The sequence below is a fragment of the Pseudomonas sp. Mb7 genome, assembly GCF_054790525.1.
The window spans coordinates 4372614-4391083 of sequence record NZ_CP186501.1; the positions used below are offsets into that span (position 1 = coordinate 4372614).

At 59.4% G+C, this 18470-nt stretch carries 12 protein-coding genes; 5 read left to right on the forward strand and 7 right to left on the reverse strand.

Features of this window, described 5'->3' with window-relative positions; genetic code table 11:
* The first annotated feature begins 176 nt into the window (after positions 1-176).
* Positions 177-5303: a dermonecrotic toxin domain-containing protein gene (locus ACOYXH_RS19640; protein WP_460409899.1), complete on the forward strand. Its 5127-nt coding sequence runs from the start codon at positions 177-179 to the stop codon at positions 5301-5303.
* A gap of 109 nt (positions 5304-5412) precedes the next feature.
* Here ACOYXH_RS19640 and ACOYXH_RS19645 read toward each other — a convergent pair whose 3' ends face one another.
* The 5 genes from ACOYXH_RS19645 to ACOYXH_RS19665 all read right to left on the reverse strand — a co-directional run bounded on the left by ACOYXH_RS19645 (position 5413) and on the right by ACOYXH_RS19665 (position 11082).
* Positions 5413-5916 (reverse strand): CS1 type fimbrial major subunit, encoded by a 504-nt coding sequence (locus ACOYXH_RS19645; RefSeq protein ID WP_176471310.1) that lies wholly within the window; start codon positions 5914-5916, stop codon positions 5413-5415.
* Between the two features lie 33 nt (positions 5917-5949).
* Complete coding sequence (locus tag ACOYXH_RS19650; protein ID WP_095125889.1) at positions 5950-6693, reverse strand: pilus assembly protein; 744 nt, start codon at positions 6691-6693, stop codon at positions 5950-5952.
* Positions 6694-6737: 44 nt separating this feature from the next.
* On the reverse strand, positions 6738-7952 hold the full coding sequence (locus ACOYXH_RS19655) for a hypothetical protein (RefSeq protein ID WP_099757075.1): 1215 nt from the start codon (positions 7950-7952) through the stop codon (positions 6738-6740).
* A 4-nt stretch (positions 7953-7956) separates the two neighbouring features.
* On the reverse strand, positions 7957-10479 hold the full coding sequence (locus tag ACOYXH_RS19660; RefSeq protein ID WP_460409900.1) for a CS1-pili formation C-terminal domain-containing protein: 2523 nt from the start codon (positions 10477-10479) through the stop codon (positions 7957-7959).
* Between the two features lie 123 nt (positions 10480-10602).
* Complete coding sequence (locus ACOYXH_RS19665) at positions 10603-11082, reverse strand: CS1 type fimbrial major subunit (RefSeq protein ID WP_095048323.1); 480 nt, start codon at positions 11080-11082, stop codon at positions 10603-10605.
* 499 nt (positions 11083-11581) lie between these two features.
* On the opposite strand from ACOYXH_RS19665, the gene ACOYXH_RS19670 reads away from it, so the two are divergent.
* Both ACOYXH_RS19670 and ACOYXH_RS19675 read left to right on the forward strand, forming a co-directional pair.
* Positions 11582-12157 (forward strand): PadR family transcriptional regulator, encoded by a 576-nt coding sequence (locus ACOYXH_RS19670; RefSeq protein ID WP_093430616.1) that lies wholly within the window; start codon positions 11582-11584, stop codon positions 12155-12157.
* Positions 12154-12942, forward strand: a complete 789-nt coding sequence (locus ACOYXH_RS19675; protein ID WP_099757077.1) for a siderophore-interacting protein — start codon at positions 12154-12156, stop codon at positions 12940-12942. The genes ACOYXH_RS19670 and ACOYXH_RS19675 overlap by 4 nt, the downstream gene beginning before the upstream one ends.
* Before the next feature lie 102 nt (positions 12943-13044).
* Here the strand turns inward: ACOYXH_RS19675 and ACOYXH_RS19680 are convergent, their stop codons facing one another.
* Positions 13045-13686 (reverse strand): Pr6Pr family membrane protein, encoded by a 642-nt coding sequence (locus ACOYXH_RS19680; RefSeq protein ID WP_258708768.1) that lies wholly within the window; start codon positions 13684-13686, stop codon positions 13045-13047.
* A gap of 1 nt (position 13687) precedes the next feature.
* Positions 13688-13918, reverse strand: a complete 231-nt coding sequence (locus ACOYXH_RS19685; protein ID WP_007916799.1) for a VF530 family protein — start codon at positions 13916-13918, stop codon at positions 13688-13690.
* 300 nt (positions 13919-14218) lie between these two features.
* Between ACOYXH_RS19685 and ACOYXH_RS19690 the strand changes: the two genes are divergently transcribed.
* The gene (locus ACOYXH_RS19690) at positions 14219-15580 is read left to right on the forward strand and encodes a carbohydrate porin (RefSeq protein WP_320336388.1); all 1362 of its coding nucleotides are present in this window, start codon (positions 14219-14221) and stop codon (positions 15578-15580) included.
* 218 nt (positions 15581-15798) lie between these two features.
* Positions 15799-18210, forward strand: coding sequence for a glucose/quinate/shikimate family membrane-bound PQQ-dependent dehydrogenase (locus tag ACOYXH_RS19695; protein ID WP_095125894.1), 2412 nt, complete (start codon positions 15799-15801; stop codon positions 18208-18210).
* Positions 18211-18470: the final 260 nt, after the last annotated feature.

The window sequence follows — 18470 nt, forward strand, 5'->3', positions numbered from 1 at the left end:
TTTCTGCATCAGGGTGACGAATTTTCAGTTTGGCGGGTGGTATTTATGTATTTTTCAGATTCGAATTTTCGTCGGGTTGGTGACCGGCAACGCGGTTTGCCTCCCGATCTTTGAACTTTTGTTTTGCCCTGCCCTGAGTAGGCTGATCACTCCTCAACAATCAAGGATGATTGGCCATGTCTCTCTCTCCCCTGCCTGCGGAAAACGCGGACAAAGGACGGCACTACGAATTCATCAAGTCCGCCGTCAACGACAATTTCAAAAGTGCCACCGTCAGCCGGAGCCTCGCCTTGGCAGCTTCGCCACTGAAGAATGAAGCCTGGTACACCAAAGCACCTTCCGCGTATCTGAACAAACTCGCTGCGGCCAACCTCAAGGCCTGGGGATCGCAGAACCAGGTTGATCATCTCTTGGCGAAAGTCGATCTCCATGCCTTCGCCGAGCCGCTGCTCAAGGCAAAAATCAAGGAGCGGCACGGCATCGAGCCGGACGTCAAAAGCACCTTTCTGCGCCTTTACCTGCCCAAGGACAAACCGTGGTACGCCATCGACCTTTCCGCAGGCGTCGTGACCCGCACCATCTCGCTGCTGGATGCCGCCCTGCACAATTTCGCCAGCAGTGAAACGGTCGGCCATGGCTCGGACTACATCAGCGAGCCCGATGAGCGCGGTCTGTTCGATGTCGTACCGATCAAAAGCGCCATGCCCATCAGCCAGTTTCAGGCGCTGTGCCGCGATCTGGATATCGGCGCGCAGTACAAAAAACACCTGGAAAGTTACCTGCTGCCCGGCGAACCGCTGGCCGAGAGCGTGCTGCAGTACAAGGTCAACCAGAGTCAGAAGGACGCCCTCGCCGTCGCCGCACATTTGGCGCTGATCAAGGACGATATCCAGTACGACGCCTACAAAATGCTCTTGAGCCTGACCGAGGAAAAACCGCAACTGCTGCTCAATGGCCGCGCGATGCAGTGCGCTGACCTGTCGCTGCTCGGCACCCGGCTGACCGGGATTCTGCTGCTGACGCACACGGCATCGGACAGCCGCGGTGTTCGACGCCTGATCGTCTACATTCCCCACGACCCGGATCACCCGGTCAAGGAGTACAACTCTCTGAAAGCCTTCCGGGAGGAGTTGGTGCGCCAGCTTCGTGAGGACCGATTCAGCGAGTGGACCGAACAGACCTACCGTCAGTTCTTCAGCCAGTTTGTCGACCATCAGCAGCGCGGGCATTTCTTTGCCGAGCTTGAGCAACGCCTGTTCATCGTCAGGTATCACCCGCGTCAGGATCCCACCGATCAGCAACCACCGTGGCGCAAGGACCCGCAGGACAATCCCAACCTGCAGTTCGGTCGGGTGAAATTGCAGGGCGATTACTGGCGCCACGCCTATCAGCAAAAGCTCAACAAGATCCTCAACGACGCCCGGGAGATCGCCGTCTCCACCGCCGACACCGACAGCAAAGCGCGCTGGGCGTGGTGGGACAACTTCAAGAAAATCCTTTCGGACATTTTCAACGTGGCGCTGTTGATCGCCACACCATTCGTGCCGGGGCTGGGCGAACTGATGATGGCCTACACGGCCTACCAGCTAACCAGCGATGTGATCGAAGGCATCGTTGATCTGGCCGAAGGGCTTTGGCAGGACGCTGCCGGGCATGTCATCAGTGTGGTCACCGACATCATTCAGTTGGCCGCCTTCGCCGCCGGCGCGCAGATCGGCGAAACCTTTCGCGTCAAACTGTCGTCGCTGGTAGACGGCATGAAACCGGTCAAGCTGCCCAATGGCAAAAACAGCTTATGGCACCCGGACCTGAGTCCCTACGAACGTAACGAACTGATGCTCTCGCCCGGCGCCAAACCCGATCGCCATGGCCTGCATCAGTACCGCAACGAACACGTCCTGCCGCTGGAAGGCAAGCTGTACGTCGTCGAAAAGGCCACGACTGATGCGACGTCCAACACCCACCGCATCAAGCACCCGAGCCGCGCCAACGCCTACCGGCCGAAAATCGAACACAACGGCCACGGCGCCTGGGTGCATGAAGCGGAGACCCCGCACAACTGGCCGAATGACGCGCTGATGCGACGACTGGGCCACAGCGTCGAACGCTTTTCGCCCGCGGAACTTGAGCAGATCCGCATCGGCAGCGGCACCGATCACGACGCCCTGCGTCAGATGCATATCGACAACAGCCCGCCTCCGCCGCTGTTGGCCGACACAGTCAAGCGCTTCAGCGCCTACGACGATGTACTCACGGCGACTGCCGACATCCGCGCGGGCCGCCCGATCGATCCACAGGCCGTCTGGCTGGAACCGGTGTTGACCGGTTTGCCGGGCTGGCCTTACAGCAAAGCGCTGGAGGTGTTTGCCGATGCCAGTCTGAGTGGTTACTCGCGCAAGTACGGCAATCCGCAGGCTGCGCCGGCGGAGACGTTGCGCATCAGCCTCAACGATCTGAATGCGGGCCAGTTGCCGGATCGCGTGGCGAACTTCCTCTCCGATGAAGAATTCAACCACCTGCTGGGCCCGGACATTGCCCCTGACCAACGCGTCGCGGCCTTGCGCAATCGGCTCGCCAATGCCGTCGATGAGCGTCGCGGGGACGTCTCCCGCCGTGTCTATCAAGCAGGGGAAAGAACCGACAAAACCGACATCAAAACCGTTAGACAGACCTTTCCCGATCTGCCGCTGCCGCTTGCCGAAAAACTCGTGGCCCAGGCCAGACCCGCCGAACTGCAAAGAATCGCCAAGGAAAAACGCCTGCCGTTACGCCTCAAGGTCCAGGCCCGGGAAATGGCCTTCGAAGCCTGCGCCACCCACGCCTACGAGGGCTTTTATCATGACGAGCTGATGACCGCAGACAGTGAACGCCTGGCCCTCAATACCCTCAGGCTCAACACCGACACCTTTGCCGATCTGCGTCTGGAAGTGCGCGACGGCACCTACGACGGACCACTGCGCTGCAGTGTCGGACCCGATGATGCAAGCGTCGTCAGGCGCCTGATCCGCGACGAACAGGGGCGCTATGAAGTGCTCGACGCAGGCAACCGCTCGCTGCATGACGCGGATGATTTCTATGAGTCGATTCTGCATGCCGTGCCTGCCGAAACACTGCCTGCCGTGGGTTACTCGCGCGGCCAGGGACGCCCGTTGAAACTGTGGATCATGGAAGAGGCCGCCGGCCCTGCGCAGCGCCGAACTGCGCTGGCAGAGCCGCCCATCCGTCCGGTGGCGACGATTGAAACCGAAACGCTGGTGCGCGGTTGGTCATGGCTTTGGGGTGAGCCGACGCTGGAAAAACGTATCGGCAAGCTCTACCCGAAAATGAATGAAAGGGAGGTGAACACGTTCATTGAAATATTGCAGCGCAAGAGCGAGGGCAATGCAGTCGATGCCATCGCAAAGCTGGAAAGCGAGCGCAAGGATTTGCACCGTAAATTACAGGCATCGCGTGAAAAACAACCCGCCGGCGTGGACGACGAGGGAAATCCGGGCTACGGAGCGTCCATGGATTACATGCAACTTGGCGGGAGGCACATAGAAGAAAGGTTAATTGAGTGTTTCGAGCGCAAAAGCGCTGGGTTCGACGAACAGATCCATCATCCAGAGCAAGGCTATACGCTGGACCTGACCACTGAGTTGAACCGATATGATCTCGAATACTGGTGGGAAGAATTGCGCAAGCAACCCGGCATGAAGCAACACCTTGATCAGATCACCGCACTTAGGCTCAACAAGACATCCCTCTCGGCAAATCGCGACGGACTGCTCGGCAGCTTCCCTCATCTGCGCCAATTGAGCGCCCGCCAGTGCAATCTGAAAGAAATACCCTCCAGCATCGGCCAGATGCGTCAACTTGAGGATCTGGATCTGGCCGATAACCGTATCGACTTGACGTATCGCTCCAGCAAACAACTCGACGCACTGGTACGTCTGCGCACGCTAAACCTGAACGGCAATCCCTTGCGCATACCCCCGGATGTCGGGCGAATGTACCGGCTGGAGGAGCTGAGCCTGGCCAATACCGGCATCCAGACCTGGCCCGAGGGACTGTTCAAGGTCGGCACAGCCAACCGACACCGGCCACGCAGTTTCATGCTCGACATGCGGGGGGCGCCGATCAATACCCTGCCCGAAGTCACGCCTGGCTCTGATCAGGCGTTTGTGCTCAGCCGCGCACGTTTCAGCCCGGAAAAACTGACCAATGAAGAGCGGGTGCGTTATGGCCAGTATCGAGAGTCTTCAGGCCTGGGTTTTGTGCAGGATTATTTTCCCGCCGCCAATGACGAACTCCGCCATTGGCAACTCGTTGCCGATGTACCCGGCGGTTTCGGCCCGTCTTCGGCACTGAGCAAATACCGCGAAGAAACCTGGCATGACCTGATGGCCGAGCCGGACTCCGCCGGTTTTTTCAGCGTGATTGCCAAACAAAGAGAAAGCGCCGACTACCGGACTGAGCCCGCACGCCGCAAGCTGACCCAACGTGTCTGGGAAATGGTCGAAGCCGCCGCCCTCGATTCGGAGCTGCGCGAAAAACTGTTCAAACAGATCGTGTCCCCGGAGGACTGCGGCGATCTCGGTGCGCAATTGTTCAATTCACTGGGAATGAAAGTGCTGGTGTCCAAAGCCTATACAGCGCCGACATCGGCCCAGGTTCTGGATAACACCCTCGTACGCCTGGCCCGCAGTGCTGCGCGGCTGGACTTGGTGAGCGACGAGGCTCGCGTGGAATACAGCCGTCAGGAACAACAGAACCTGATCGACCCGAACAACCTCGCCCCGGATGAGGTCGAGGTCCATCTGGCATTCGAAACCGGACTGGCTGAACGACTTGAACTGCCCTGGCAGTCTGAAGGCATGCGCTACCAGCCTCGTTCTGGTGTCAACGAAGCGGAGATCGAGTTGGCTTACAGGATGATCATGAGGCGGGAACAGGGCGACGGTCTGGTCAATGGAATGATCAATCTTCCTTCGGACAATTTCTGGGAGCGCCACCTGCGCAAGACTCACCCGACACAATACGAGCGCAATGATCATCTGTTTGAGAACAAACTCGAATGGGTCGAAGAATTGAAGGAAATAAAAGCGCAGTGGGCTGAACTCAAGGATCCGGGTCAGATAAAACCACTGACGCAAAAACTGGAAAGTCTTGCGAACCAACTCGGCATTTCCGTGGCCGATGTACTCAAGGATGAGCCCTTGAGCCAAAGGCTGTACCAGGACCTGCAGAAACAAATCGGTTATCAGCGCGATGACCTTTCCCGACAATTGACCCGGGAGGCCATGAGAATCGCGAACCTCTGACGGCAGGCTTGCAAACCGGTCAGACCATCAAGGACTGGCCGGCCCCTGCGACAGCTTTTCGCCCCCCATAGGCCCGGGCTTGCGTGCTCTGGGTCAGGCCAAACCGCACTCATTCCGCCCCCGGTGCCCTGGCATTGAACATCAGCACGACACTGCCGTGGTAATCCCCGGAACGATAGCCGCCCTCCGGCTCGATCGGGTCGATTTTCAACGCCACGCGTTTGCCCCTGGCGGCTTCTTCCACGGACAACACCTGGCGCGGGGTGACGTGCGAACTCAGCTCGACATCATTGAAGGAGACCAGCAGATCGATCACTTCGCCGGGGCGGCCATTCTCCAGATAAGGATCGAACGCCAGACGCGCTTCAATCGCGCTACTGTCATGGTGCACATCGAAATTGCGCATCAGCCCGCTGAGGGTCGAGCGCTGATAGTCCCACTCAAGCCGCTGTGGCCGGTGAATCCAGTCCGGTTCTGCCGGAATGATATAGAACGGGCGGCTGGGAATGGTCAGGGACACTTCGAAGGTGTGCTCTTCGCGCGCGGCCCACGCCCCGGCGCCGGTCAGCGCAGTGGCGACCATCAGCGCGGCGGCGGTGCATTGCTTGATCATGTTGGTTACCCGATGGGTCAATGGAAAACAAACCTAGCGACTGGCGGTCTTCATGCTTTTTTTCTCGCTGCCTTCGATCAGGAAGAAGCGGTATTCGCGGCCCTTTTCCTTGTCGAAGGCAAAGGTCTTGCCCGCCAGCACGTGGTGTTTGGTGGTCGCGCCGCAGTCGCTTTCTTTGCTCAGTGAACAGCTCTTGAACTCATCGACAATCAGCACGGTGTTGCCATCGTTACGCAGTTCATAGCGTTTTTCGGTGTCATTGATGACGGTGGCAAAACGCGCGTCCTTCGGCCGCACAAAGAAGATCGTGCCGAACCCGGTCATTACGTTGACCCCGGCTGAAAGCGAGTTTTTGTAGTCTTCGCGCTCCTCGCTGCTGACCACGAATTCGTCTTCCTTTTCCGGTACCACCGGGACGAAGCGCACGCGGAAATAGCGCTCGCGATCGCGCTCGCCCATGTACAGCAAACGCGTACCCTGCATGCCCTGCGCCGGGACGATCAGCCGCGCCGGACTGGCCATCACGCCATTGCGTGAAGCACCGTCGGCAGCGTTTTGCACGGGCACTTCCTGCGGCACGCCATCGGCGCCGTAGATGATCTCAAGCACATTGACCTTGACGAAGGCCGTGGCATCGCCGCTATTGAATACGCGTTTCAGGTAAGTACTTTTATCAGCGTCGAGATAGTCGTAGACGGTGCCGACATTGATTTGCGGGCCGGCCTGCGCCGTCAGGCAACACATGCTGAGCACGCCCAGCAGAAAACCACGTTTCATCGCGTTCAACTCCATGAAAATCGAAATGGGCCGGACTGGAGCGCTCACGCATCCGAGTCCCAGATAATGGTGATGTTGCCGCGTAGCCGGTCGTTCTTGCCGGGGCGCAGGAGGAAATCGATCGCAAACGGGTCCAGCTCGAAATGCAGCGCGCCGGGCTTGCGCTCGACATAGAGGCTGGGCTGGAACGGGCCGACCCAGTTGTTGAAGTTCAACGGCATTCTATTGACGGGGCCATTGCCGGCACCGTCGATTCCCGCGGGCAAAGTCATCGAGACCTTGACCGATGTGGTGTCGCCCGAGGGGCTGCCAAGATTGCAGTACGGCCCGCCCTGGGAATTGCATAGCATCATCACCTTGAAGCGCGAAGATGCCGAGATGAAGAACGGTTGGTCGCGAAAGATCCGCTTCGGCTTACGCCCGCTGTCGATCCACTGCGCCCATCCGCCTTCGGGTTCCAGCGACACTTTGCTGCCACCCGGCGGGAGATCGACTTTGAGGGTGTGCTGTACGTCCAGTACGAAGTCGAGGGTCAGCCTGCCTTCGTCCGGCTGAAAAGCCGCGCCCATGTCAAAATCGCCACCGGGTCCCATCGAGTATTCGATGGATCCGGTATACAGACCGCTCGACATGCTCAACGGGTTGGGGGTTCTCAGCTCATACGCAAAATCGATCTTCTCGAAAGACATCGAGGGGATACGGAAAGCAGCGGTCTTGGTGCAGGGCGCTTGCACAGGCGTCTGCCAGAAAAAGCGATAGGTGCGAGCGCTGTACCCGGACACGCTAGTGCCTCTGCAAGGCGCGGGGGCGTAGAGCCAACCGCTAAGGGACGTCCAGAGGATGTCATGGCCTGTCGGGTGCTCCACCCCGGTCAGTTTTTCCACGGTATCGCTCAGGATATAGTTGGAGCCTATGCCGGTGATGCGCACCTCTACGGTTTCCGTTTCCTGAGTATCCTGATTAGTCACCGTCAACCGTTTCCAGTCGGCGGGGGCCTGCACTGAGACATCGTCACCCGGCATAAGCTCGCCGGTTGAGCTATAGCCGACAGGCAACTCGATGCTGAACATGTTGGCGCTGGCGCACTGCGCAGGGAAGTTCACGCAATAGCCGCTATTGGGCGTCTGGTTGACGAACAGGTTCTTGCCCGGTTGCGAAGAATCGGGTTGAAACAGCGCACGGATTTCCTGATTTATCGCCTGTGCCGTGGGCATGCTTAGCGCCAGCAGCAATGCACAACCACCTGTAAGTTTTTTCATAAGATCAACCTGCCTTCTGTTCGGTGGAGGTAGCGTCAGCGAGGGTGTCCGGCGTGCAGCGCAGATCGCCGATCATCAGCACATTGTTTTCGCTGCGATGGTCGGACTCGTTGAGGCGGAACTGGCAGAGCAACTGGTTGCCCTGACGCACTTCCAGGGTCGGTGAGCCGGCGTTCATTTCCATCGAGAAGAACCCGTCGACTTCACTCACCCCACGGCTGGCGTGGTTGATCACGTGATGGCCCTTGAGCGGCCGCCCCTGGCCATCCACCAGTCGGCCGAGCACGGTCATGGTTTTCATCACGCGGACCTTGCGGTACTCCACGCCACCCTTGTTCAAGTGATAGCGGGTGCGCGGCGGTTCGATGGACGCGGCCGGTACGTGGTTGCCCTCGAAGTCGAAACTCACCGAGCTGTTCTGGTACGCGGTGATCGGGATGAAATTGCGCCCCGGCTTCAACGCCGCACCGCCACCGCTGAAATCGTCGGCCCGCAGAACGATGTCCTCGATGTCCGACTCGACGTCGACAATCAGCCCGGCGCCGCGCACTTCGGTCTGACTGGTCATGAGCATCTGCTGCGCACCGACCACCAGCGTGCTGTCGAGGTTGAGGCCACCGGTGAAGTTGCCGTTGTAGGAGGAGCGCTGAATAAAGCCGTCACCATTGACCGCGTCGGTGCGGAAGTTGGCCAGGCTGGCGACGCCCACCCCGTAGGTGTCGGTGAGTGCCGTGACCGACACGTTCTGCAAGACGTGATCCCGGAAATCCTTGCGCCAGCCGAGCGAGGCGTTGTTGTCACGCGCACCGTCACGGGCCGTGCGTGAGCCGATACTGCCGCTGATCTGCTGACCGGGGGCGCCGAGCGCCATGTTGATGCTCAGGTCGACCCCGCGATTGCGCGCATCGCCGCTGCTGAAACTGCCGGGACGATCAAAAATCGACAGGCGCCAACTGGCATCGCTGCCCAGCACCATCGTGCGCTGGGTCCAGCCCAGATCGACGCCCATGCCTTCGACATTGCCCTCGCTGTGCGAGACCCGCGCGTTGACCGAACTCTTGCTGCTGAGGCGATGGTTGAGCGCCAGCGAGGAATTGCTGGTCTGGCCGATGAACACATTGCGCGGGCGCACCCGGGTGCCGTCCGGCAACGTGTCGTAGGTATTGGTGGTGTCGAGCCAGCTGCGGTTATGGCTGACGACAAGACTGCCGGCGCCGTAGTTGTAGAGGCTTTGCAGATCGAGACCGGTGCCGTAATCCTCTGTCTTGTAGACGTTGGCGTAGAGGCTGATGTGATTGGCCAAGGTCCAGTCGATGGACGTGCCGTATTGCAGCTTTTCGCGAATCTGCCGCGCCGACAGCCCGAGGATGACGCGCGGATGCAACAGGTAATTCACCGAAGCGCCCGCTGTCGGGCTGCCGCTGGCCTGGGTGTCCCAGTTGCTCAGCAGTTTCTGTTCTTCGCCGGCAAAGACGTTGTAGCGCCAGCGCTCGTCGAGGTTGCGCCAGTTGTTGGGCTTGTACACCAACTCCTGAGTAGTGGAGGTGATCTGGCCGTCTTCGATCAGCCGGACTTCCACCTCATAAATGCCACCGGGCAGCGGCCGGGTGTCGAGGGTCTGCAAACCGGCCGGCACCGATTGGGTATTGATCAGCAGGCCATCGCGCCAGATCTCGACGGAACCCTGGCGGTTGGCCGTGACATAGATCGGATAAACGCTGGGCATCGGGCTGTTGATGGCCAGGCTGTCGGAGCTGCCGTACATCACGCCGACGGCGGTGTCGGGACTGCTGCCGAACGTACGCGGCTGGCGTGTCAGCCCTTCGGAATTGGGGGTGAAATAGCCCAGGCGGAAAAAACTGCCTTGCAGTTCGCGCTGGGTGTGCAGCTCTTGAACGGCGTGATAAAGCTTGTCGTCCGGACCGCCGAGACGGGCCACTTGCAGATTCAGTGTCTGACTCCAACTGCCCAGACTTGAGCTGGCTTCGAGGCCGAAACGCCCGCCGAGATCCTGATCCTGGCCGCCATTGAGGTTGAGCTGGTTACGCACCATCAAGCCATGACTGCCACCATCAGGCTGTTCGAAGTAACGCTTGGCTTCAACGTCGCGTTCGGCATTTTCGGTGAGAATCGAGACCAGCGAGTTTTCCAGGTTGTAATGCACCGCCAGAAACTGGTCCGGGCAGGAACCGCTGCACGCACCCAAGGGCACGCCGGGTTTCAGATAGCTCGCCCATTTTTCCCGCTCGGCGGGGCCAAAACGATTTTCGCTGGTGTCAGTGAATTCGAGCAGGGTGAGGCGATCGTCGCGGGACAACACCACCATGGCCTCACCCAGTGGTTGCTGATCGACTTCGACCCGTACCGCCAGCGGTACATCAAAGAAATGCTCCTCGAAATCCGCCGGCAAACCCTTGGCCTGCGCCAGCAGACTGCGTGGTGTGGTGCCGGAGGAGTTGGAAGCCACAGCTGCGCTGGCACAAAACAACAGCGCAAGCGCAGCCGCGATGGGTGTCATCGGGAACATGAACGCGTACTCGGATAACAAACAATGGAAGTCCGTCGAGGCAAACAAATCGTCAGCCCCGACGGTCAAGCGTCAACATTGAAGTTGGGCTTAGTGCCTGATCGATCGATCAAGTGACTGCTGTTATGGCGTCACGGCGTCGAAGATCATCGCCACGGCCCCGGTGTAATCACCAGGCTGGAAGTTGTTGCCCACCGCGCTAATGTTCAGCGGCGCACGGTAGTTGACGTCGGACTCGGCTTCACCCACGACCAGTTGCGGAGTCAGGGTCAGTTCCTTGTTGTTGAACAGCACGCGCAGTTCGATAGAAGTACTGCCCGAGACCAGTTTTGGCAGGCTCTCGAGGCTGGCGTGTACCGAGCCGTTATTGTTGCGCACGTCGAAGAAGCCATTGACGTCGCGCATCTTGCCGGTGGTTGGCTGATAGCTCATGTCCTGGTCCTTGTTGACCAGATCCGGATCGGTCGGCACCACATAGAAACCGTTGGTCGGCACATGCGCGACAAGGCTGATCGAGTGCGACGCTTCACCAGCGGCGAATGCGCCAGTGGAACCCAGTGCCAGAAGAGCCAGTGGAGCGGCGATTGCGAGTTTCTTGAACATCGTTATGTACCTGTTTTCTTGATAGGGGGATGAACATTGAAAGTTCAGGTAAATCATTGCCCGAGTTGAGCCAGATCAACTTGAACGTTCAACGCCTAGGCATCATCGACTGTTGCCTCTGGAAAGTAAGCAAGCAACTTCCGATAACCTCGTAGTTAAACAACCCCATGACTCGCCAGAAAAAAGAACAAAATAACGATATTCGAAACAGTAACTGTAAGTTATCCCCTACAGACAGTTTAAATTAAAAAACCATACAGCAACTTCGCCCTTATAGTGCGGTAACTCAGGGTCATTTAGAACATATACTCTACATCAAATAGAGTGATGACTTTAACTTTCAAGTTATCGCTGACTTACACTCCCCTGAAAAATCATCGCTTGCATTGGCGGGTGGGCTGCCGCTCGTCAGCCGAAGTCGCGACGCGGGGAAAAACGTCTTGCGCAGACCTTAAGATATATCTTAAGTTGTATCTAAACACGACGAGAGAAGACTGAAATGAGAGACCATCATTCCCCCCACCGCGAACACGGCGACGGCCGTGACGGCTTCGAGAAGCGCCCCGGACGTGAGCGCGGCGGCCGTGGCCCACGGGTATTCGCCCCCGGTGACCTGAAATTGCTGCTGCTGGCGCTGGTGGCCGAACAGCCGTGCCACGGCTACGACCTGATCCGCCAGATCGAAGGCATGTTCGACGGCGCGTACAGCCCCAGTCCCGGGGTGATCTACCCGACCCTGACCTTTCTCGAAGAGAGCGAACTGATCACTGGCGACGCCGAGGGCGGTAAAAAACGCTACAGCGTCACCGAGGCCGGTCGTTTATCTCTCAGTGAGCAAGCGGTCGCGCTGGACGGCGTGCGCATGCGGATCGATGTGAGCAAACGCTCACTACGTGGCCATGATCGGCCGCCGGAAATCCACGAAGCCGTGCACAACCTGCGGCATGCCCTGCAAATGCACCACGGCCGCTGGAGCGCCGCAGAAATCCTGCGCGTGCGTGACCTGCTTAACGACACCGCCAAAGCCATCGTCGACGGCCCTGCCGTTCAACCTGCCCCGGAGAAAGCCGAATGACTGCAGTCGATACCCAAACCATTCACCGTGTGATGCACGAAATCAAACGCCGCAAGCTTGAGGTGTTGCGCGTGGTCGACCTGACCCCGCGCATGCGCCGCATTACCCTCGGCGGGCCGGAGCTGGCCGGGTTTATCAGCCTGGGCACTGACGATCACGTCAAACTGCTGTTCCCGCAGAACGCCGAACAAGCCGCCGCGCTGGAGACCATGGTGCTCGGCGCCGGCAAGGACGATGGACCAAAACCGGAAATGCGTGATTACACGCCGCGTCGCTACGACCTCGATGCGCTGGAACTGGACATCGATTTTGTCCTGCACGGTGACGGCCCTGCGTCGACCTGGGCCGAGCAAGCGCAACCCGGGCAATACCTGCACATCGGCGGCCCGCGCGGCTCGATGATCGTCCCGGATATTTTCGACAGCTACTTGCTGATCGGCGACGAAACCGCCCTGCCCGCCATCGCCCGCCGCCTCGAAGGCCTGGCGGCCAATCGCAAGGCCTTGGTGGTGATCGAAGTGGAAAACGGCGCCGAACAGCAAGTGCTCGAAAGCGCGGCGCAGGTCAATGTGATCTGGGTGTTACGCGAGGGTAGCAAGGACAACCTGCTGGCGACGGTGAAACAACTGCAGGTGCCTAAAGGCAATCTGTATGCGTGGGTGGCGACCGAAACGAAAGTTTCACGGCAGATTCGCCGGGTGCTGATCGATGAGCATGGGCTGGATGAACAGCTCATCAAAGCCGTCGGCTACTGGCGCGCTGAAGGCACTTCCGAAGAAGAGTGATATCCCTTGTAGGAGTGAGCCTGCTCGCGATAGCGGGGTGTCAGTCAATAAATTTGTAACTGATCTACCGCCATCGCGAGCAGGCTCACTCCTACAGGTGCTTTAACTTCGTGCAAGCCTCCAGCGGTCGAGGCCAATGACCAGCAAGCCAATCCCCACAAACCCCAGCAATATCCCCCCGGCATTGAGCAGCACCTGTGGATAACCCAACACCGCCACGTCAATGAACGGATACGCATACGCGCCGAGCAAATGCCCGCGCAGCAAGGCGTAGATGAAATACACCAGCGGATAGATCAGCCACACCGGCAGATGCCACAACCGCAGCGTGCCTTTCGGTACGCAGAGCCACCAATAAGCAAGAAACAGCAACGGCATCACGTCGTGCAGCAACTCGTCAGCAATAAATTGCCAGCCTTCCGGGTGCCACAAATGCCGCAGCAAAAGGCTATAGGCAAGCCCCACCACAGCAATGCTCACGGCAATGCCACTGCTGACCCACGGCTGCAAAAACCAGCGGCGCGCGGCGGATTCGCGAGCGGTCACGGCACAGGTCAGCACCGTCGCCACCAGCGTGTTGGTCAGAATCGTGAAGTAGCTGAAAAAGCTCACCAGCCCGCCCAACAGGCTGGCGCCGACGCTTAAACGCGCAAAGAAAATCAGATAAAGCTGAATGCCCAACCCCGCCCAGCCCAATATGGCTGCGCAGGTGATCAGGCGGCGGCGCCAACAACCGGTATGCATTTCAGAGCGGTCGCTTGGTGCGCATCAATTTCACGTACAGACGCTCGACCTTTTCGCGCGCCCATGGCGTTTTACGCAGGAACGTCAGGCTCGACTTGATGCTCGGATCACTCTTGAAGCAGCGAATATCGATGCGCTCGGCCAATCCCGACCATTCGTAATGGCTCACCAGTGCATTGAGGATCTGTTCAAGGGTGACGCCGTGCAGCGGATCGGGAGTTTGTTCGTTCATGCCAGGCCTATGGGCGAAGTGAAAATGCGGAAGCCGCGCACCTTAGCCGAGGGGCTGACTGGGTGGAAGGCCTGACTTTAAATGTAGGCCAACCCGGAAAGATCGCAGGCCACGATCCGGCCGACAATGCGCCCGTTTGCCGCACTGTTACCGAATCCGAAACGCTGCATGTTCACAAAAGGCCTTTGTCTTTTTGTAACAGATCTTTATCCTGCCGCCCTTCCGCTGAATCGCTTCACTGCCTGCGACATATTGAAGCGCTCGAATTGCACCCCGAAAACACCAAAAAAAGACTGAGCCATGCCCGATTTTTCCTTCTCCCGAGACAGCGCTATCTCAACCCTGCGCACCCTTGGCGGCTTTACCGCCCTCGGCCTCGCCACTTGCGTTCAAGCGGCGCCCGCGTTCGACAGTGAATCACCGTACATGCTCGGTGACTGGAACGGCACGCGCACCGAACTCTCGGAAAAAGGCTACGACTTCAAGCTCGATTACACCGGCGAAATGGGCAGCAACCTGCACGGCGGCTACGACCACGACCGCACTGCGCGCTATAGCGATCAGTTCGGTCTGGGCACACACCTCGACCTGCAAAAGATCCTCGGCTGGGACGACGCCGAGTTTCAACTGACCATCACCAAGCGCAGCGGCAACAACATCAGCAACGACCGCATCAACGATCCGCGCGTTGGCGGCTTCACCTCGGCCCAGGAAGTCTGGGGCCGTGGCCAGACCACGCGCCTGACACAGATGTGGTACCAGCAGAAATTCTTCGATCAGAAACTCGACATCAAGGTCGGCCGTTTCGGCGAAGGCGAAGACTTCAACAGCTTTCCGTGCGACTTCCAGAACCTCGCGTTCTGCGGTTCGCAGGTCGGCAACTGGGTCGGCGGCATCTGGTACAACTGGCCGGTCAGCCAATGGGCGCTGCGCGTCAAATATCACCTGACCCCAGAGCTGTACGCACAGGTCGGCGCTTACGAGCAGAACCCGTCGAACCTCGATCGCGGCAACGGTTTCAAACTCAGCGGCAGCGGCACCCAGGGCGCGATCCTGCCGATCGAACTGGTGTGGACGCCGAAACTCAACGGCCTGCCGGGCGAATACCGTGCCGGTTACTACTACAGCAACGCCAACGCCAGCGACGTCTATAAAGACAGCCACGGCCAACCGGCGGCCCTGAGCGGTGAAGCCTATCGCAGCGCGTCGAGCAAACACGGCGTGTGGCTGGGTATTCAGCAGCAGATCACCAGCATGGCCAGCGATAACAGTCGCGGCTTGAGCGTGTTCGCCAACGGCACCATGCACGACAAGAAAACCAACGCGATCGACAACTACGTGCAGGCCGGCATCACCTACAAAGGCCCGTTCGATGCGCGCGCCAAGGATGACATCGGTTTCGCCCTCGCCCGCGTGCACGTCAACCCGGCCTTCCGCAAAAATGCCGAAGCCAGCAACCGCGCCAACGCCGTGTACGACTACGACGATCCGTCCTTCCTGCCGCCGCAAGACACCGAATACAGCGCCGAGCTGTACTACGGCGTGCACGTGACCAACTGGCTGACCGTACGCCCGAACCTGCAATACATCCGCCACCCCGGTGGCGTGAACGACGTCGACGACGCCCTGATCGGCGGGATCAAGATCCAGTCCTCGTTCTAAAGATTTACGTAAATCCATTGTAGGAGTGAGCCTGCTCGCGATAGCGGTGTTTCAGGCGACATCTCCAGTGACTGAAACACCGCCATCGCGAGCAGGCTCACTCCTACAAAAAAGAAATTCGTTAGCTAGACAAGTTTTATCTGAACCATGCCTGTGCCAAATCGTCATCTAAAGTGACTACAGCGCGGGACTACATAAACGTCACGGAGAATCACACTATGAGCACCGAAAGTGCTTCGAGTCGGGGCCGTCTGCTACCGAGCCTGCTCGGCATTCTGCTTCTACTGATGGGCCTGGCCATGTTGGCCGGTGGGGTCAAGCTGAGCATGCTCGGCGGCTCGCTGTACTACCTGCTGGCCGGTATCGGCATCGCGCTGTCCGGCATTCTGATGCTGATGCGCCGTCGCGCGGCGCTGGGCCTGTACGCCATCGTTCTGTTTGCCAGCACCGTTTGGGCGCTGTGGGAAGTCGGTCTGGACTGGTGGCAACTGGTGCCACGCCTGGCCCTGTGGTTTGTCCTCGGCTTCGTCATGCTGCTGCCGTGGTTCCGTCGTCCGCTGCTGCTTAACGGCCCGGCGCCGATGGGCACTGGCGGTCTGACCGTCGCTGTGGTACTGGCCGGCGTCACCGCTCTGGCCAGCCTGTTCACCCACCCGGGCGAAACCTTCGGCGAACTGGGCCGCGACACCGCGGACACCACCAGCACCGCGCCAGCCATGCCCGATGGCGACTGGCAGGCCTACGGCCGCACCGAATTCGGTGACCGCTACTCGCCACTGAAGCAGATCACTCCGGCCAACGTCGGCAAGTTGCAAGAAGCCTGGCGCATCCAGACCGGTGACTTGCCGACCGCTGATGACCCGGTCGAGCTGACCAACGAAAACACTCCGCTGAAAGCCAACGGCATGATCTATGCCTGCACCGCGCACAGCAAAGTGTTAGCCCTGGACCCGGACACCGGCAAAGAACTGTGGCGCTTCGACCCACAGATCAAGAGCCCGGTCGGCTTCAAAGGCTTCGCCCACATGACTTGCCGTGGCGTGTCGTACTACGACGAAGCCGCTTACGCCAAAACTGAAAACGCAGCCTCGGCGGTAATTTCCGAAGCTGGCAAAGCCGTTGCTCAGGCTTGCCCGCGTCGTCTGTACCTGCCCACCGCTGATGCCCGCCTGATCGCCCTGAACGCCGACACCGGCAAGATCTGCGAAGGCTTCGGCAACAACGGTGTGGTTGACCTGACCCAAGGCATCGGCCCGTTCACCGCCGGTGGTTACTACTCCACCTCGCCAGCGGCGATTACTCGTGATCTGGTGATCATGGGCGGTCACGTGACCGACAACGAATCGACCAACGAGCCATCGGGCGTGATCCGCGCTTTCGACGTGCGCGACGGTCACCTCGTATGGAACTGGGATAGCGACAAGCCTGACGCCACCGAGCCTTTGGCACCGGGCGAAACCTATAGCCGCAACTCGGCGAACATGTGGTCGCTGGCCAGTGTCGACGAAAAACTCGGCATGGTTTACCTGCCACTGGGCAACCAGACCCCAGACCAGTGGGGCGCTGATCGCACCCCGGGCGCCGAGAAATTCAGCGCCGGCATCGTGGCTCTGGACCTGGCCACCGGTAAAGTGCGCTGGAACTACCAGTTCACCCACCACGACCTGTGGGACATGGACGTTGGCAGCCAGCCAACCCTGCTCGACATGAAAACCGCCGACGGCGTGAAACCGGCGCTGATCGCTCCGACCAAACAGGGCAGCCTGTACGTCCTCGACCGTCGTGACGGCACGCCGATCATTCCGATCAAGGAAATCCCGGTCCCGCAAGGCGCCGTCAAAGGCGACCACACCGCACCGACCCAGGCCCGTTCGGACCTCAACCTGCTGGCCCCGGAACTCACCGAAAAAGCCATGTGGGGCGCGAGCCCGTTCGACCAGATGCTGTGCCGCATCCAGTTCAAGGAACTGCGTTATGAAGGCCAGTACACCCCGCCGTCGGAACAGGGCAGCCTGATCTACCCGGGTAACGTCGGCGTGTTCAACTGGGGCGGCGTCTCGGTCGATCCGGTTCGGCAAATGCTGTTCACCAGCCCGAACTACATGGCCTTCGTTTCGAAAATGGTGCCACGCGAGCAAGTCGCCGCCGGCAGCAAACGCGAAAGCGAAACCGCTGGTGTGCAGCCAAACACCGGCGCGCCATACGCGGTGATCATGCACCCGTTCATGTCGCCATTCGGCGTACCGTGCCAGGCTCCGGCCTGGGGCTACGTTGCCGGTATCGACCTGACCACCAGCAAAGTCGTGTGGAAACGTAAAAACGGCACCAGCCGCGACAGCTCGCCCATCCCGATCGGTTTCACCCTGGGTGTGCCGAGCATGGGCGGTTCGATGGTCACGGCTGGCGGCGTCGGCTTCCTCAGCGGCACCCTCGACCAGTACCTGCGCGCGTACGACGTGAACAGCGGTAAAGAGCTGTGGAAATCGCGTCTGCCGGCGGGTGGTCAAGCGACACCGATGACCTACACCGGCAAGGACGGCAAGCAATACGTGCTGCTGGTTGTCGGCGGTCATGGCTCGCTGGGCACCAAGATGGGTGACTATGTGATTGCGTACAAACTGCCGGAATAAGTTTTAGCGGCGGTAAAACAAAGGCGATGCCCCGCAAGGGACATCGCCTTTTTTGTGCCTGCCAATTTTGAATCCTCTGGAGAAACCTGTGGGAGCTGGCTTGCCAGCGATAGCGTCGGGTCAGCCGGCACATATGCCGGCTGGAAGAACGCCATCGCTGGCAAGCCAGCTCCCACAGTTTGATCAGCGTTGGTTGTAGGAATTGTTCTTGTCCTACAGATGCTGGGAGTTGCAGGGAGATTTCCGACAAGTCGTGTCGG

Excerpts from the sequence above, each read along its gene's own strand:
- ACOYXH_RS19655 (WP_099757075.1), bottom strand. The coding sequence starts at position 7,952 with ATGAAAAAACTTACAGGTGGTTGTGCATTGCTGCTGGCGCTAAGCATG.
- ACOYXH_RS19695 (WP_095125894.1), top strand. The coding sequence starts at position 15,799 with ATGAGCACCGAAAGTGCTTCGAGTCGGGGCCGTCTGCTACCGAGCCTG.
- ACOYXH_RS19670 (WP_093430616.1), top strand. The coding sequence starts at position 11,582 with ATGAGAGACCATCATTCCCCCCACCGCGAACACGGCGACGGCCGTGAC.
- ACOYXH_RS19650 (WP_095125889.1), bottom strand. The coding sequence starts at position 6,693 with ATGAAACGTGGTTTTCTGCTGGGCGTGCTCAGCATGTGTTGCCTGACG.
- ACOYXH_RS19665 (WP_095048323.1), bottom strand. The coding sequence starts at position 11,082 with ATGTTCAAGAAACTCGCAATCGCCGCTCCACTGGCTCTTCTGGCACTG.
- ACOYXH_RS19690 (WP_320336388.1), top strand. The coding sequence starts at position 14,219 with ATGCCCGATTTTTCCTTCTCCCGAGACAGCGCTATCTCAACCCTGCGC.
- ACOYXH_RS19645 (WP_176471310.1), bottom strand. The coding sequence starts at position 5,916 with ATGATCAAGCAATGCACCGCCGCCGCGCTGATGGTCGCCACTGCGCTG.
- ACOYXH_RS19680 (WP_258708768.1), bottom strand. The coding sequence starts at position 13,686 with ATGCATACCGGTTGTTGGCGCCGCCGCCTGATCACCTGCGCAGCCATA.
- ACOYXH_RS19660 (WP_460409900.1), bottom strand. The coding sequence starts at position 10,479 with ATGTTCCCGATGACACCCATCGCGGCTGCGCTTGCGCTGTTGTTTTGT.
- ACOYXH_RS19640 (WP_460409899.1), top strand. The coding sequence starts at position 177 with ATGTCTCTCTCTCCCCTGCCTGCGGAAAACGCGGACAAAGGACGGCAC.
- ACOYXH_RS19685 (WP_007916799.1), bottom strand. The coding sequence starts at position 13,918 with ATGAACGAACAAACTCCCGATCCGCTGCACGGCGTCACCCTTGAACAG.
- ACOYXH_RS19675 (WP_099757077.1), top strand. The coding sequence starts at position 12,154 with ATGACTGCAGTCGATACCCAAACCATTCACCGTGTGATGCACGAAATC.